The organism is Psittacicella gerlachiana, assembly GCF_003585965.1.
In the GTDB taxonomy this organism is placed as follows: Bacteria; Pseudomonadota; Gammaproteobacteria; order Enterobacterales; family Psittacicellaceae; genus Psittacicella; species Psittacicella gerlachiana.
Window position 1 is genome coordinate 1 of record NZ_NRJF01000002.1, and the last position, 17,954, is coordinate 17,954.

Below are 17,954 nucleotides of genomic sequence, written 5' to 3' on the forward strand. Positions count from 1 at the left end.
TAGATGCTGTCTCGGAAATAGCAACCAGTTGCGTCTCTGGTTCTGCTGTTAGTCCGAAAGCTGAGGGAGGAGAGGGACGTAAGTTTTGGTTAAGCAGAGTGAATAGACTACTTTGTAGTTTAATTCTTCCAATTACTTTAGTAGGAACTGTAACTCCTAATGTGCTTGCGGATCAGCGTTCAGGGATGACGGTGATTAACGGGCAAGTTCAGGCAATCACTGACGGTTTAGTGACTACCATTACTAATAGTCCAAATGCGATTATTAATTGGGAGAAATTCAACATAGGTACAGATGAATTAGTAAAATTCGTACAAGATAATGCTAATTCAGCAGTACTTAACCGTGTAATTGGGGGTGAGGTTTCGAACATTCTCGGTCAATTACAATCAAATGGTAAAGTGTTTATCGTTAACCCAGCTGGCATTATCTTTGGGGAAACGGCTAGAGTTGATGTGGCAAGTTTAGTAGCTTCGACTTTAGATATTAGCGATGAAGACTTTATCAACGGTAACTATGTTTTTAATCAAGAAAAAGATCAAGCCTTAGCGTCAGTACTTAACCAAGGGATAATTAAGGTTAATGATGACGGTACTCTTGCCCTACTGGGGGGGGTAGTAACTAATTATGGAGTGCTAGAAGCTCGCAATGGTACAGTTTACCTTTTAGCGGGACAAACAATTACCATTCAAGATCTTGATAACCCTTTAATCTCTTATAAAGTTGTTGCTGGTAATACAGCGGTAAACTTAGGGGAAATAGTTTCAAAAAGAGCTTACCTATTAGCGAATAAAGTAGCTAATGGTTATACAGCGGTAAACGAATTTGCAGATGTAGTTTCTGCAAAAGATTCAGCAGCTAAAGCGACAATTACAGCTTCGGGAGAAGTAGTGCTTTATGGGGCTTCTGAATCAGATCAAATCCATACAACTGCAGAAAATAACAGCCTTTTAGCTCAAGGCAATAACACTTTATCAGGATTAGTGGTTAACAATGGTACGCTTAACACCGCTAATCAAACTGGCAAAGCAGGCAATGTAAAAGTTTTAGCAGACACGGTGGTTCTTGGATCAGCTTCGCATATTAATGCTTCAGGTGTTGAAGGTGGATATGTAAATGTAGGTGGTGATCTTACAGGACAAGGTAAGCTAAAACTAGCGAATACAACAATCGTTGCCACAGGTTCTACTATTAATGTCTCTGGTACCTCAGGAAATGCAGGTACAGCTATTGTTTGGGGTAATGCAGCCTCAGTTGACGGTGTATTCTTAGCTACATCGGAAGGTGCTACTGGTGGTTTTATTGAAACCTCTGGACACTATATTGAAGTTAACGGTAACTTCGAAGTAAATACAAGTTCTTCTCTTGGAGATGATCATTCAGGTACTTGGTTACTCGACCCTGCAAATATACTTATAAGTAATTCAGGATCTGAAAATGCTTCTACTTCGCAATCTGGAGATACAACAACGATCACTTGTACTTCAGGTACAGCGAGAGTGTTAGATACAACTGTAGTTAATGCCCTTTTATCAACTAACGTTGTTATTACTACAGGTGATGGCTCAACCGGTCAGTATATTAATGTTTCTAATGGTGCGAACATTACCTCGACTTCAGGTAAAGATTTAACCTTTATAACTGGTAACCGTACGTTTATTAATGGAACGATTAACATTACTGGTAACTTTACCAATAACTTTAGTAATACTTCGATTGGTAATTTTACACTTAATGGTACTTTAATTGCTAATAACATAACAGTAAACGGGGAAGTAGTTAACTTTTTTGCTAATTATTCAAATACCAATTTATGTACGACAAATCTTCTAGTAACTGGAGTGAATCTATTTTCTGTAGGTCAAACTCAAGGTTTTAATGTTGCAGATACCTTAGAGTTAAGAACTCGTACTGGATCTTCTTCAGAATTTACCGTAAATGTTACCAATTTAACCCCTACAGAAATTTCTTTAGGGAATATGGTAATTAATGGAACGGGATTAACTACTGTTAGTAATGCATTTATACAGATTGGTAGATCAAATCAGTCTACAGTAAATATCAAAGATATTGCTATTATTCAAGGTGATTCTGCTCAAGCTTCTTTAACTTTAAATATAAGTAATACTACTGTAAACTTAGGTTGTTTTAGTGCAAATACTACAGGTCTTGCGAAATTATTGCTAACTGATGCAAATCTTACTTCAACTGCGACCAATTCTTTAAATTTTGGTGCGGTTAAAATCTTTACTATTACGAATACAAACATTTCAGGTTTTACGAATCTGTACTTAGGCTTAGATACAGATCCAAGTTCACTGACTAATACCTCGATTAACTTAACCGGTGATGTTTCTTTAATCGGTAACCAAAATTTACAAGTTACTCAAGGAACAAAAATTAATGCAGCTAACGTTTACATTGATGTTCAACAATATGATTTAGTGAACTCTAATGTAACTGCAACCAATACTTATTGCACTACTTCGAAAGCTGCGACTACAATTAAAAATTCGAATGTATCAGCGAGTGATGTAAATTTAATCGTAGATTCTGAAAGTGGTTCCAACTCTTATGTGTTAACCGATTCCAATATTACTGCAAGTAATCAGTTTGCCTTTACTGCTAATGCAACAGTAACTGCGACCTCTACGATTATTTTAAATTTAAGTAATAGTAATATTACCGCAGGTAGCGTATTAATTAACCAAACCTCAACCTCAGGTACTTGTGCAACTATTTCGATTGCTTACTCTAAAGCCTTAATTAATGTTACTACAGGTGACTATAATGTTTCTTTAAATGATAATCAGAAATTAGCTTACTCGGTAGATTCAGGTACAGTAAAAGGTAGTTCTATTAATGTAGAGAAGGGAAGCTATCTTGTTAAGACTACCAATAATACTTCAACCTATGTGGTAAATGGGGCGAATATTATTGCCAATAAAGATGTTTTAATTGATGGTTTCTTAACTGTAGATATTACCAACCAAGATAGTAATGAAGATATTAGTGACCGTTCAAAAATTGTTTCTAATACTGCAAGTGTAAATATTACCAATGTAACAGGTACCTTAAAACTCCAAGGTTATCAACTCTTAGCCGAAGATTCTTCAGGTTATGTAAATGTTTCAGCTGGAACTTTAAATACTGAATACACCAATCTCAATGCGGGAGCAAGTATTAATGTTGAAGCAACAACAGCTTTATCATTTAGTGGTTGTACTACCGCAAATGCAACTACTTCGATTAATTTAAGTAGTGAAGAAGGGATCTTAACCGTAGAAAACTCTTCTTTAAATGCTACCAATATCTCTGTGACTGGTAAAAGTCTAACTATTGGTAGTGGTGAAAGTGCTGAAACTAATATTTCTGCAGAAAATGTAGTTACTATTTGTGCATCTGAAAGCTTAAGTTTAAAAGGGACTGAGGAAGGAGAGAATTATACTAAGATTTCGGGTAAGAAAGGAGTTACTTTACAATCAGATGACTCTTTTGATAACTCTGATGGAGATGCTCAAGTTCAAGTTTACTCTGAAGAGGGTAATGTAACTTTACTTACAACTGGTGGTGCCTTAAACGCCAAAAACGTAAATGCTACTGGACAAAGTGTTTTCTTAAAATCAACTAGTTCCGAGGGTATTACTCTATCAAATACTACTTTAACAGCGACAAATGCTACCAGTGGAACTATTGAAATTAACGCAAGTGCAGGTTCAATTAATCAAGATGATTCTGATGGTAAATATGTAGACCTAACTTCACCAAATGACATTTTAGTCGCAGCTCAACAAGATATAGGCTTAACTTACTTTAATGCAAGTGCTAAAAAGAATATTACCTTTACCAATAAGATTGGTGAGAGTTCAGTAACTGGTGATTTATGTGTAACTCATGGTTATAACGTAAATGCAGGTGGAGTATTGTCATTTGAATCAGATGGAGCTTTAACGGTAGCTTCAGAAGATAGTGAAAAACCTTTATCAGTAGTATCTCAATCAGTAAAAGGTACTGCAAAAGATGACATCCTTATTGCTAACACGTCAATCAATACTACGATGACTCAAAGTGATGGTAGCTTAGCGACTGGTGATGTGAACTTTACTTCTGAAACTGGTAGTACTAACTATTCTGATTCACAAATCGTAGCTAAGAATTTCAACTCTACAGCTTATACATCATTTAATCTGACTAATGTAACCTTAACTGTAAATGAAACCACAAGCGTAACGGTAAAAAATTCAGCTTCAGGTGAGGACTCTGTAATTCAGTGTTCTACTTTAGTTGCTAACGAAACTGAAATTACGTCTGGCGGTAATTTAAAAATTAATGCCGATGATGATAGTGTAACTACGGTAGTTACTTCTAAATCAGGTAAAACTGATATTACTTCAGCAGGTGGTGGTATTGAAGCGAAAAACTTTATCGCTAATGCAACTACTTCGGTTGATTTAACTTCAAGTGATGACATTACTCTAACTTGTACGACTTTATATGCGCCTCAGAATGTAAATGTTACTTCTGGTGGTGGCTTAACGGTTGAAACAGATGGTGAAACCAACATTACTTCTGCAGAAGTTAAATTATATGCGGAAAGTGATCTAAACTTAGCAGGTGAAGATACCAAAGTTAACGCTACTGATGGTAATGCAAGTTTAACTGCAAATACCGGATCAATTACAGTTTCAGAAAAAGCTCAAGTTAATGCAACTAAAGATGTGGTATTAAATGCTTCTGAGGGTAGTGTAACCCTCTCTGATGGAGCTAAGTTAAATTCTTCAGCACAATCAGTTGAAGTGGAAGCTGGTGATTCGATTTCTATTTCTGGTAGTGAAACTGATGTTTACGCTAAAGTGAATGTTAACTTAACTGCAGAAAATAGTGTTTCGATTGATGAAGCTACAGTAACTGCAGAAACAGGTGCGATTAATATTAATTCTAAAGCTGATAGCGTGAGTATTACTAGTACCACTTTAACCGCAGCTAAAGATGTAAATGCAACTGCAACTTCAGGTACTGCTACTTTATCGGGTACTACTGTAGTTGCTGGTAGAGATATCAATGTAACCGCTCAAGGGGTAAGTGTAGAAGGTAGCTCAAGTTTAACTTCAGGCACTGATAATGCAATTACCTTAAATGCAACTGGTACGGATCAAGAATTAAAAGTTGAATCTTCAACTCTAAAAACTAAAGTTTTAGATATAGATTCAAATAGTGCAATCACTATTTCAGATTCTACTTTAAATGCTACTGAAAATGCTTCGATCGTCGGACATAGTGCTGGTGTAACTCTATCAAAAGTAGAGTTAGCTTCTCCGGATACGACAATTGCAACTAATACGAGTGGTGATGTAACGATTAGTAGTGAGTCTAATATTACGGGTAGAACTCTGAACATTACTTCGGCAGGAGCTTTAACTACAGAAGGTAGCTCTAAACTTGGTAATGAAAGTACTACAGCTTTAACTTTAAAAGCTGTAAACGATCTAAAAGTAAGTGATAGTTCTGAATTAGTTGCTACTGCAATTACCTTAAATTCATCATCTTCTAGCGTAACTCTTGAAAATGCTAAAGTTGGTAATGAAAATACGACAAGCGTAGATGTAGTTGCAGCGAATGAAGTAAGTGTAACTGAGAGCTCAGAAGTTACCGCTAAAACTAGAGTTAACTTAACCGCAACTAATGATATTAAATTAAGTAGTGCAACCGTAACTGTAAGTGATACTGATGGTACTCTTAAAGTAGATTCTACTTCAGGTGATGCTACTCTTGAAGGTGATGTAACCTTATCTGCAAAAGGTAATGTTGATCTAACGGCAAATGGTGGCGTAAGTGTTACAGGTGATAACAACTCAATTACTTCTGAAGAAGGTAAAGTAACGATTACCGCAAACTCTAGTGATGTAACTTTAGAGTCAACTACCGTTAGCGGTAAAACTGGGGTAACCGTAAATGCAACTTCAGGAAGTATTAGTGCAAGTAATGGTGAACTTAAATCAGAATCAGGTGATGTTGCCTTAAATGCAAAAACTAATATTGAATTAGAAAATAATACCCTTGAGGCAGAAGCTGGTAATGTAACCTTAACCACAACTGAGGCGGGAACTGTAGCAGTTAAAGGTGGCTCTACTTTATCAGGTACAAGTGTAAATGTTACTTCTGCAGGTTCAATTGAAGTGGAAGGTTCAGGTACAACAATTACCGCAAGCCAAGAAAATGTTACTTTAACGGCTGCAAATGCTTTAACTGTGAGTGATGCTACAGTAACCGCTGCGAAAAATGCGGTATTAACTGCAACAACAGGAGAGGCAAGCTTAACTTCAACTACGGTAACTGCAAGTAATGGTGAAGCAACGGTAACGGCTGCAACAGGCTTAACTTTAGATAAAGCTACACTTACGGCAACAGAAAACGTTAGTGCAACTACAACTTCAGGTTCAGTAACCGCTACTGAAGCTACATTAAGTGGTACTAATGCTACTTTAGCAACGGCTAATGGTGAGCTATCAGCTACAGATTCAAGCCTAACAGCAACCGCTGGTGAAGCTAATGTAAGTGCAACTTCAGGTCTAACCTTAAGTAACACTAGCTTATCAGCTACAGGTAACGCAAGTGCAACTACAACTTCAGGTGCAGTAAGTGCAACTGAAACTAAGTTAAGTGGTACTAATGTGACTTTAGCAACTGCAGATGGTTCAGTATCAGCTACAGATTCAACGTTAACAGCTACTGCAGGTGAGGCTAATGTAAGTGCAACTTCAGGTCTAACCTTAAGTAACACTAGCTTATCAGCTACAGGTAACGCAAGTGCAACTACAACTTCAGGTGATGTAAGTGCAACTGAAACTAAATTAAGTGGTACTAATGCAACTCTAGCAACTGCAGATGGTTCGGTATCAGCTACAGATTCAACGTTAACAGCTACTGCAGGTGAGGCTAATGTAAGTGCAACTTCAGGTCTAACTTTAAGTAACACTGCTTTATCAGCTACAGGTAACGCAAGTGCAACTACGACTTCAGGTGATGTAAGTGCAACTGAAACTAAGTTAAGTGGTACTAATGTGACCTTAGCAACTGCAGATGGTTCGGTATCAGCTACAGATTCAACGTTAACAGCTACTGCAGGTGAGGCTAATGTAAGTGCAACTTCAGGTCTAACCTTAAGTAACACTGCTTTATCAGCTACAGGTAACGCAAGTGCAACTACAACTTCAGGTGCAGTAACAGCAACTGAAACTAAATTAAGTGGTACAAATGCAACCCTATCTACAGGTTCAGGAACTCTTTCTGCAACCGATACAGTGGTAAATGCAACCAATGGTGAAGCTACTGTAAGTGCAACGGGTAACTTAACGTTAAGTAATACCTCAGTAAATGCTACGGGTAATGCAAGTGCAATGACGACAAATGGAGATGTTAATGCTTCTAACAACTCTGTAATTAGTGGAGCAAATGCAACCTTATCAACTGCTAATGGTAATTTAACCGCAAATAATACTACCGTAATTGCTTCAACCGGTGATGCTAAAGTAGAAGCGACTAAAGCTTTAACTTTAACAAACACTACAATTACTGCTCTGAGTGGTAATGCAAGTGCTTCTACTGCCGGTGATGTAGTAACTACAGATGTTAACATTACTGCTGAAAATGCAAGCTTAACAACTACAGGTGATAGTCTATCTGCAACAAGAACTGTAGTTAACTCAACTAAAGGCGATGCTGTTGTAAGTGCTACAAGTGATTTAACTTTAGTAGATAGCAATGTAACTGCTACTTCAGGTAATGCGAGTGCAACCACAACTTCAGGTGCGGTAACAGCAACTAACTCTACTGTGAGTGGGGTTAGTGCAACTCTAGCAACTGATAATGGTGCTGTATCTGCAACCAACACTAGCGTGACTGCAACTACTGGTGAAGCTAAAGTAAGTGCAACTGCAGATTTAACTTTAGATGGTGCGAAAGTAACTTCTGAGTCAAACAATACAAGTGCAACTACGACTTCAGGAGCAGTAAATGCAACTAATGCTACGGTAAGTGGTATAAGCGCTACTTTATCGACTGGTAATGGTGCTGTATCTGCAACCAACACTAGTGTGACTGCAACTACTGGTGAAGCTAAAGTAAGTGCAACTGCAGATTTAACTTTAGATGGTGCGAAAGTAACTTCTGCGTCAAACAATGCAAGTGCAACGACAACTTCAGGTGCAGTGAGTGCGACTAATGCTACGGTAAGTGGTACAAGTGCAACATTATCAACAGGTGAAGGTGCGGTATCTGCAACTAACACTAGTGTGACTGCAACTACTGGTGAAGCTAAAGTAAGTGCAACTGCAGATTTAACTTTAGATGGTGCGAAAGTAACTTCTGAGTCAAACAATGCAAGTGCAACTACAACTTCAGGAGCAGTAACTGCAACTAATACTACGGTAAGTGGTACAAGTGCTACTTTATCAACTGGTAATGGTGCTGTATCAGCAACTAACACTAGCGTAACAGCAACCACAGGTGCGGCAATCGTAAGTGCAACTAAAGATTTAGATTTAAATGCAACTTCAGTAACTTCAGAAGAAGCCGCAGCAAGTGCAACAACGACTGAAGGTAATGTAACTACTTCTAATGGTTCTAAAGTAAGTGGTACAAGTGCTACCTTATCTACAGGTTCAGGTAAAGTATCAGCAACAGCTACCGAAGTAACCGCTACTACTGGTGCAGCAACTGTAAGTGCAACTACTGGTTTAGATTTAAATGCTACTTCAGTAACTTCTACTGATGGATCTGCAAGTGCAACAACGACTACAGGTGATGTAACTGCAACTAATAGTTCTAAAGTTAGTGGTACTAGTGCGACGGTAGAAACTAAGTCAGGTTCTGTAAGTCTCGCTAATACTGCCGTAGAAGCAACTGCTGGTGAAGCTAAAGTATTAGCTACGGATTCAATTACGGTTACTGATTCAACTGTAAACGCTACTGATAATGCAACAGTGGTAACTAATGGTGCAGTAAGCTTAACTAATACTGAAGTTCACTCTTCAGGTGCATCTGTAAGTGTGGTATCTAATACTTCAACTACTACTGTTACCGGTTCGAATATTACTGCAGTAGCAGGAACTAACTTAACCGGTAATGCTGGTTTAAGTATTAGTGCTAACTCTAATGTAAGCTCTTCTGCTGGTACAGCTCGTTTACTTTCAACTAATGGCTCAGTAACGGTTTCAGATTCAAATGTAACCGGAGCAACTGATGTTGACGTAGACGGTCAAGCAGTTACTTTCAAAGAAAGTGCAAAACTAGTTGCAACTAATACTAATGCGAATATGTCAATCATTGCTCACAATGGTGCAGTAACCATTGATGCTTCGCATGTTGAATCTCCTGATACTTCGATTTCTACCTTAACCGAAGGAACAAATGTAAGTATTGTTAATAGCTCAACTATTATTGGTACGAAATTAAATGTGACTTCTGCGGGTGGGGTAAATATAACTTCATCTACGGTAGGTAACGGGGATACAGATACAGTATTAGTAAAAGGTAATACTAATGTTTCAGTGGATGGTTCAAATGTAACCTCAAAAGCGGGAACTAACATTACAGGTAATGGTTCAGTAACTATTGCAAATAACTCTAATGTTACTTCTCATGAAGGTACAGCAAGAGTTTATTCTCCAAATGGAGCAGTAACTATTGATAAATCTAATGTTACGGGTAACACTAGTGTAGATATTGACTCAGGTACAAGTACTACAATTAGCAATAACTCTAATGTAACCGCTACAGATTCAAATAGTAATATTTCAATTATTGCTCATAATGGTAATGTATCAATTTCAGGTTCTCATGTAGAGTCTCCAGATACTTCAATCTCTACCTTAAACAATGGTAATGTAAGTGTTGTAGATGGTTCGACTATTATTGGAACTAAAGTAAACATTACTACAGGTGGTAATGTAAATATTACTGGATCTAACATTACTGATCCTAATGCAACTACAGAATCTAATAGCACTATTAAAGTTCAAGCTAATGGTTCAATTACGGCAAACAACTCGAACTTCTCAACTACGGTAATTGACTTCGATGGTAATACAGGAATTTCAATTAACAATTCGAACTTCCCAGCATTACATAATATTTCAATTATTTCAGGTAATGGTTCGATTGAGATTACTAACTCTACTGGTGGTTCACCAGATACAAGTATCTCATCACCAAATGGTACGGTAAACATTACTGATAGTAATATTACCGGAACTAAGACCAATATTACCGCTGGTGGTAATATCACGGTAGTTGGTTCTAACTTAACTGATCCAAACGCAAGTACCGATTCGAATAGTACCGTAAAAATTGAATCTAATGGTTCAATCACCGTAAATAGATCGAATATCTCGACTACGGTAATTGACTTTGACGGTAACACAGGAGTTACAATTAACAATTCTAACTTCCCAGCGTTACACAATGTATCAATTATCTCTGGTAACGGATCAATTAACATTACCAACTCAAATGGTGGTTCTCCGGATACAAGTATCTCTTCACCAAATGGTTCAGTGAACATTACTGAAAGTAATATTACTGGTACGAAAACAAATATCACCGCAGGTGGTAATATCACGGTAGTTGGTTCTAACTTAACTGATCCAAATGCAAGTACCGATTCGAATAGTACGGTAAAAATTGAATCTAATGGTTCAATCACCGTAAACAGATCTAATATTTCTACTACGGTAATTGACTTTGACGGTAACACAGGAGTTACAATTAACAATTCTAACTTCCCTGCATTACATAATGTGTCAATTATCTCAGGTAATGGCTCAATTAATATTACGAACTCAAATGGTGGTTCTCCGGATACAAGTATCTCAACCCCTAATGGTTCTGTAAACATTACTGATAGTAATATTACTGGTACTAAGACCAATATCACTGCTGGTGGTAATGTAACCGTAGTTGGATCTAACTTAACCGATCCAAATGCAAGCAAAGATTCGAATAGTACCGTAAAAATTGAAACCAATGGTTCAATCACCATTGACAAGTCAAATACCTCAACCACGGTAATTGACTTTGATGGTAATACAGGAATTACGATTACTAACTCTAACTTCCCTGCATTACACAATGTGTCAATTATTTCAGGTAATGGTTCAATTAATATTACGAACTCAAGTGGTGGTTCACCAGATACAAGTATCTCAACTCCTAATGGTTCAGTGAACATTACTGAAAGTAACATTACCGGTACGAAAACCAATATTACTGCTGGTGGTAATGTAACCGTAATTGGCTCTAACTTAACTGATCCAAATGCGAGCAAAGAGTCGAATAGTACCGTAAAAATTGAAACCAATGGTTCAATTACCATTGACAAGTCAAATACTTCAACCACGGTAATTGACTTTGATGGTAATACAGGAATTACGATTACTAACTCGAACTTCCCAGCATTACACAATGTGTCAATTATTTCAGGTAATGGTTCAATTAATATTACCAACTCAAGTGGTGGTTCACCAGATACAAGTATCTCAACTCCTAATGGTTCAGTGAACATTACTGAAAGTAATATTACTGGTACTAAGACCAATATTACTGCAGGTGGTAATGTAACCGTAGTTGGATCTAACTTAACTGATCCAAATGCGACTAAAGAGTCGAATAGTACCGTAAAAATTGAAACCAATGGTTCAATCACTGTAGACAGATCGAACACCTCAACCACGGTAATTGACTTTGATGGTAATACAGGAATTACGATTACTAACTCGAACTTCCCAGCATTACACAATGTATCAATTATTTCAGGTAATGGTTCAATTAATATTACTAACTCAAGTGGTGGTTCACCAGATACAAGTATCTCAACCCCTAATGGTTCAGTGAACATTACTGAAAGTAATATTACTGGTACTAAGACCAATATTACTGCAGGGGGTAATGTAACGGTAATTGGTTCGAATATTACTGATCCTAATGCGACAACTGAGTCAAATAGTACGGTAAAAATTGAAACCAATGGTTCAATTACCATTGATAAGTCAAATACTTCAACTACGGTAGTTGACTTCGATGGTAATACAGGTATCACTATTACTGATTCTGAAATTCCGGGATTATATAACATCTCGATTATTTCAGGTAATGGCTCAACCAACATTACCACAAGTAATGTAGGTTCTCCGGATACCAGTATCTCAACTCCAAATGGTTCAGTAACTATTACCGAAAGTAATATCACCGGTACAAAAGTTAATATCACTGCACCGAATATTACCATTACTTTAACTAATATTACGCCTGATGGTGATGTGACCATTAAAGTACCTGATGAAAGCAGTACACCAAATTCAACCATCAACATTACGGGTAGTAATATTAATACTCCAAATGGTAATATAACCATTACCAATGAAAATGGTACGGTAACTTCGAATAACTCGAATTACTCAACGCCAAATGGTAATACTAATATTACTGGGGAAAATGTTTCTCTCACCAGTTCGAACTTCTCTGGAAATAACCAAACGATTATTGCGAATAACTCATTAGTAAATATCACTAATAGTTACACCAATAGTTCGAATAATCCAGGAAGCACGATAATTATTTGTCGTAACTGTCCACAAACGGTAAGCTCTGAAGAAGAGTACTACTATCAAGAACATCAAACCCACCAACGTGATATTCACTATCAAGTAGGACGTGATGTAGGTCGTGATACTAATAATGCGACCATTTCAAGTGATGAACCTCTAGATAGTAATAAAGGCTCAGAAAGTGATTATGTGTTAGTGGCAGAGGGTAACCAAGGCAATAATAGTGGTCAAAATAACGCTAACAATAGTGACAATGCTAACGATAGCAATAGCAATAGACGTTATCTCTATAGTGATGATAACAACATCACCATTGAAGATATTAACGCTCTAGAAAGTGCTGGCGTAAGTAGTCTTGAAACTTGTTATGTAATTGCTGACACTATTATTGCTGAATACAATCCAGCAACTATTGCTCAACATGCTGATGAAATTAAAGCTAAATTAGCTCAACTTGGAGTTACTCCAACTGATTTAGAGAAATTTGTGAAGGCATGTAGCAAATATGCTTACTGGGGTAATAAAGTACGTAGTTAAAAGTTAAGCTTTTTGTAGCTTTTAACTAGATTTAAGGACAGCTCGTTTTGAGCTGTCCTTTTCAGTTTTGTCGCTATTTATTATTTGTTTTTACTAATACTTCTTTGTGGTGAGTTTTTTCACTAGTAATTGGAACAATTTCTTTAAGAATTACTAATTGTTGAAAGTATAGTTATGAGGAAAATGAGATAAATTGGTATGAGGTATACAAAGAGATAAAAAGAAGTTTTAATCTAAATTGATCACAATTATTGCTCATAAAGTTAACAAATTTACTTGTTTATTCGGTAAAATATACAAGGATAAACTTGCGAGATTTTGAGGACTTGGAGTGCAAGAGTAAATCACAAGAGTTCAGAAATAACTTAAGAGTTATTTTTTTAAACTAAGGGTGCAAACCAAGGTAAAACTTTTTCTTTCTGCATATTGAAGTTATAAAAATAAACCTTATATTAATGTTAGAGAGAATAGAACTTCTCAAAATCAGTAAATTATTGACGCAAGTAGAACAAGAATATAAGATCAACTTAAAGATAGAATTATGGTAAAACTTGCGACCTTTGCTTCAGCACAACGCACGATTATGCGTCAGACCGCAGCTGCTCTAGCTGCTTATCCTGCAAACAATTTAACAACTCAAACCTATCAAGCTTTATTGTCAGGGGATAGCCAAGCTTTGGCTCAAGCTCTAGCGAGCTTACCTGCAACCAAAACCGAAAAAGAATTTGAAGAATTAAAAGAACACGAAAAAGAAGTGGCTCTGCGAATTGAAAAGCAAAAGGATATTTTGCGTAATCCAGAGATAACTTTAATCGCAGCTGTATTTATCGACCTACCTGTCGCTAAATTACTTATGAATCTTCCCGACTATAATGCTTCAATTCATGTAGTAAAAATTTACCATGATACTATTGTTGTCGTGATGAGTACGGATAAGTATAGTGCTTTTAGAGACTTTTTATGGGAACTTGGAGCTGATAGTGTTGAGCTTTCTTTAGTGCCTCTGTTATCAGCAGGTGGGGCTTTAGTTTCGGATATGGATTCAACCATGGTTACTTGCGAATGTATTGATCAAATTGCAAGTCTTTGTGGCATTGAAGAGCAAGTTGCGAGTATTACCGAAGCGGCAATGCAAGGAAAGTTAGATTTTACTCAAAGTTTGCGTGAGCGAGTAGCTCTACTCAAAGGAGTAAAAGTTGAAGAATTTACTAAGATTATTGAGAATTTACCTATAACTTTAGGTGCTGATACTTTACTAGCGTTACTTAATGAACGTGAGTGGCATAGTGCTTTAGTGAGTGGTGGTTTTATTCCTTTTGCAACAGCAGTAGCTCAAGCTTTAGGCTTTAAAGAGTTTTTTGCCAACACTCTAGGTCAAGATCATGATGCCTTAAATGGAGTGGTCTTAAATGGAGAAGTGCTGGGTGAAATTGTTGATGCTAATTTCAAAGAGAAAGTTGTGCAAAATTATCAAGAGCAAGGTTTAACTACTATTGCTCTCGGCGATGGAGCTAATGATCTTAAAATGCTTCAAGCAAGTGATTTTGCCGTGGCTTATCATGCTAAGCCAGTAGTTAATGAGCATGCAGATTTTTGTATTAAACATAATGACCTTAGAGCTCTTCTTTGTGTATTAGAAATTAGAGCTTGGTTAGAAAATTAAGTATTGGATTTTATAAGGTATTAGCCTTAGATGTTTAAATTTTATGACCTTTCTATCAGTTAAAAAATTAGTTTATTTAGCTAGTATAGGATTTATTCTTAGCTTTATACCTCAGGTCTCAGCGGCACTTATTACTAATAGCATTGATTATTCAGCTTTTAGTGATCGTGGAGGTCCGGATAAGGGACATGGATTTGATGGAGGCAATGGAACTCCAAGTTCAAATCCAATGGCAGGAAGAGTTGGAGGGAGTAATCCTGCAGCAAGAGGAGCAGAGCGTAAATCTCGCACTTCAATCTATGCTCGTAATGCTGCTTTTAATCGTGGTACAGGATTTAATAATTTTGCCCTGTATAATAACTCGTCAGTATTTTCTTTAACCAGTGTGGTTTTAGGATTTACACATGCTACTTCTAATCCTAGCAGTTATCGTGTAGCGAGAAATGTTTCTTTAACGACTGCAAATAATAGTAATCTTGAGGATTTAAGTCTCATTCATGATGTAGCTGCTCAAGATAATTTTAATAGTTTTGTAGCTCAAAATCAGCTTCCGAGTTGTTTAGTGGTTGAAGTTTTTTCAGGAGATACCATTAGCTGTTATTTCCCACACTTAGATCAAACTCGTATTGTAAAATTATATGGTGTAGATGCCGTAAATGGTGGCTATGCTTATAACGCTTATAATACTTTAAGTGGGGCTTTATTAAATAAACGGATTGTCGTGCAAACTTTAACTTCTTATAGTGAGCCAAGTATAGTTGCAATTGCTTATTGGCAAGGATTAAATGTTAATTACCGTTTAGTGCAGATAGGAGCTGCTAAAGTAAATGCAGAGTTTGCGGGAGCAAATGGCATTTATAATGCCTTTCTTACCGCACAGCATGAAGCCCAAGTAGCAGGCGTAGGTCTTTGGCGTAATTAAACTAGCATAAAATTTAAACGAGAGTTTTTGGTAGTTTAAGAACCCCTAGGAGATACTAGAGAAAATCTAGGATAAAAAACCCTATAACTAGGCAAATCCCTATAACTAGGCAAATCCCTATAACTAGGCAAATCCCTATAACTAGGCAAATCCCTATAACTAGGCAAATCCCTATAACTAGGCAAATCCCTATAACTAGGCAAATCCCTATAACTAAAAAAACCTAGAATTAGGAAAAAACCTAGAATTAGGAAAAAACCTAGAACGAGTAAAAATTTACTAGTAAAACTAGCATTGCTAATAAAATTAGTAAAACCAACACTAGGAAAACTATCAAAAATTAGCTTAATATCTTTTATTTCCATTAGATGAATAAATACTCATAAAAGTAAGTTTTCTTGTGAGTAAAAATAAGAGGAGATCCTTAAAAAAGAGCATTCTTTTTTAGGGATCTTTTTTTATGTGGGGTAATATTAATTAACGGTGGCATGTGCTATAATCAAAATTATGGCTATTGCAGAAATAAACTTAGAGGTACTCGATGACGAGGGAAAAAGATCTAGCTCATGAAGAGCTTACGACTATTAATAGTACAAAAAACCTAGTTCCTAAAGTGCAAGAAACTTCTCTAATTAAAACTAAAGTAGCCAAGCCCGAATTAGGAGATGTAACCCTAGCTCCCAAGGTTGCCAAAACTAGAGTTGCCAAAATGGTAGGGCGAGGTCGAGCAACAAAATTAGGGATGATTCCAGAAAGTAAGAGTAAAGCTAAGCGTGTTACTGCCTCAATTCGTAAATTACGTCAAGAAGCACGAGAGTTACAACTAGGCATAAAGGATTGTGCTTTACCAAAACGTCGTTCGTTAAGTAAGTCAAATACGCCTGAGCAAGCTAGTAATGCAGGCTTAAGACGACAAAAAAGGAAGCAAAGAATCCTAGAGCTTGTAGCTAATTTTTTACCTAAAGATTAAAATTTTTTTTCAAGGACACAATTTTATGACACTTGCAAGCAAAGCAAAAGTTGCGATTGTAGGCTACCGTGGCATGGTAGGTTCAGTTTTAGTAAATCGTATGTTAGAAGAAGATGATTTTGCCTTAATTGATGCAACCTTCTTTTCAACTTCTACCCACGGCACTCCTGCACCAAAGGTTGGTAAGTATGATTTAGGTCTCATAGGGGATGCTAATAGTGTAGAAGAGCTTAGCAAGTATGATGTAGTTATTACTTGTCAAGGTGGTGACTATACAAATGAAATTCATCCAAAATTACGTGCTACAGGTTGGCAAGGTTACTGGATAGATGCAGCTTCTGCTCTGCGTATGAAAGACAATGTAAGTCTAATTCTTGATCCAATTAACAAAGAACAATTAAAACAAGCAATTGCTCAAGGACAAAAAGATTTTGCGGGAGCAAACTGTACAGTTTCTTTAATGTTAATTGGTTTAGGGGGGCTGTTCACTAAAGGTTTAGTTGAAAGTGCGATTGTAAGTTCTTATCAAGCAGCTTCGGGTGCAGGGGCAGCTAATATGCGTGAACTCGTAGAGCAGTTTGGAGCAATTTATAATGATGTAGCTGAGGACTTAGCTGATCGTAGCAAAACCATGTTAGATGTAGCCGCTAAAGTGCAAACTAAATTAAGTACGGATTTACCAGCTCCTTATTTTGGAGCTCCGTTAGCAGCGAGCTTAATTCCATGGATTGATGCTCAGCATGATCATGGTTTTACCAAAGAAGAGTGGAAAGGTCACGTAGAAACCAATAAAATTCTTGGTTTTGCGGATAATACGATTAAAGTTGATTCAACTTGTGTGCGTGTAGGGGTGCTACGTTCGCATAGCCAAAGTATTACCTTAAAATTAAAAGAGAATTTATCGGTAGAGCAAATTGAACAATTAATTGCTGAACACAATAAATGGGCATATCTTGTACCTAATGAAAAACAAGCAACTTTAGAAAAACTCACGCCAACTGCGGTATCAGGTACGTTAAATATTGCCGTAGGTCGTGTACGTAAGCTTTCTTTAGGTGAAGAATATGTAAGTATCTTTACTGTGGGTGATCAATTATTATGGGGTGCTGCTGAACCTTTACGTAGAATGTTACGTTTAGTGTTAGATGCTCCATTAGACTACTAATTACCGCTCAAAGATTAATCTAAAAATTAATCTAAAAATCGATCTAAAGATTAATAAAGAAAGATCTGCAAGAGCAAATAATTGCATAATAATTG

Annotated in this window: 5 protein-coding genes; all 5 read left to right on the forward strand. The window is 36.8% G+C overall.

Annotated elements, in window-relative coordinates; all coding sequences use genetic code 11:
• Positions 1–98 precede the first annotated feature (98 nt).
• The 5 genes from CKF59_RS07815 (at position 99) to asd (ending at position 17,859) form a co-directional block, all read left to right on the forward strand.
• Complete coding sequence (locus tag CKF59_RS07815) at positions 99–13,139, forward strand: hypothetical protein (protein ID WP_222985416.1); 13,041 nt, start codon at positions 99–101, stop codon at positions 13,137–13,139.
• Between the two features lie 541 nt (positions 13,140–13,680).
• On the forward strand, positions 13,681–14,802 hold the full coding sequence (gene serB, locus CKF59_RS00080; protein WP_119533948.1) for a phosphoserine phosphatase SerB: 1,122 nt from the start codon (positions 13,681–13,683) through the stop codon (positions 14,800–14,802).
• 43 nt (positions 14,803–14,845) lie between these two features.
• A complete protein-coding gene (locus tag CKF59_RS00085) occupies positions 14,846–15,724 on the forward strand; it encodes a thermonuclease family protein (protein ID WP_119533949.1) in 879 nt (292 codons plus the stop codon).
• Between the two features lie 541 nt (positions 15,725–16,265).
• Entirely contained in the window at positions 16,266–16,694 is a 429-nt protein-coding gene (locus CKF59_RS00095) for a hypothetical protein (protein WP_119533951.1), read from the forward strand.
• Positions 16,695–16,719: 25 nt separating this feature from the next.
• Positions 16,720–17,859, forward strand: a complete 1,140-nt coding sequence (gene asd / locus CKF59_RS00100; protein ID WP_119533952.1) for an aspartate-semialdehyde dehydrogenase — start codon at positions 16,720–16,722, stop codon at positions 17,857–17,859.
• Positions 17,860–17,954 lie beyond the last annotated feature (95 nt).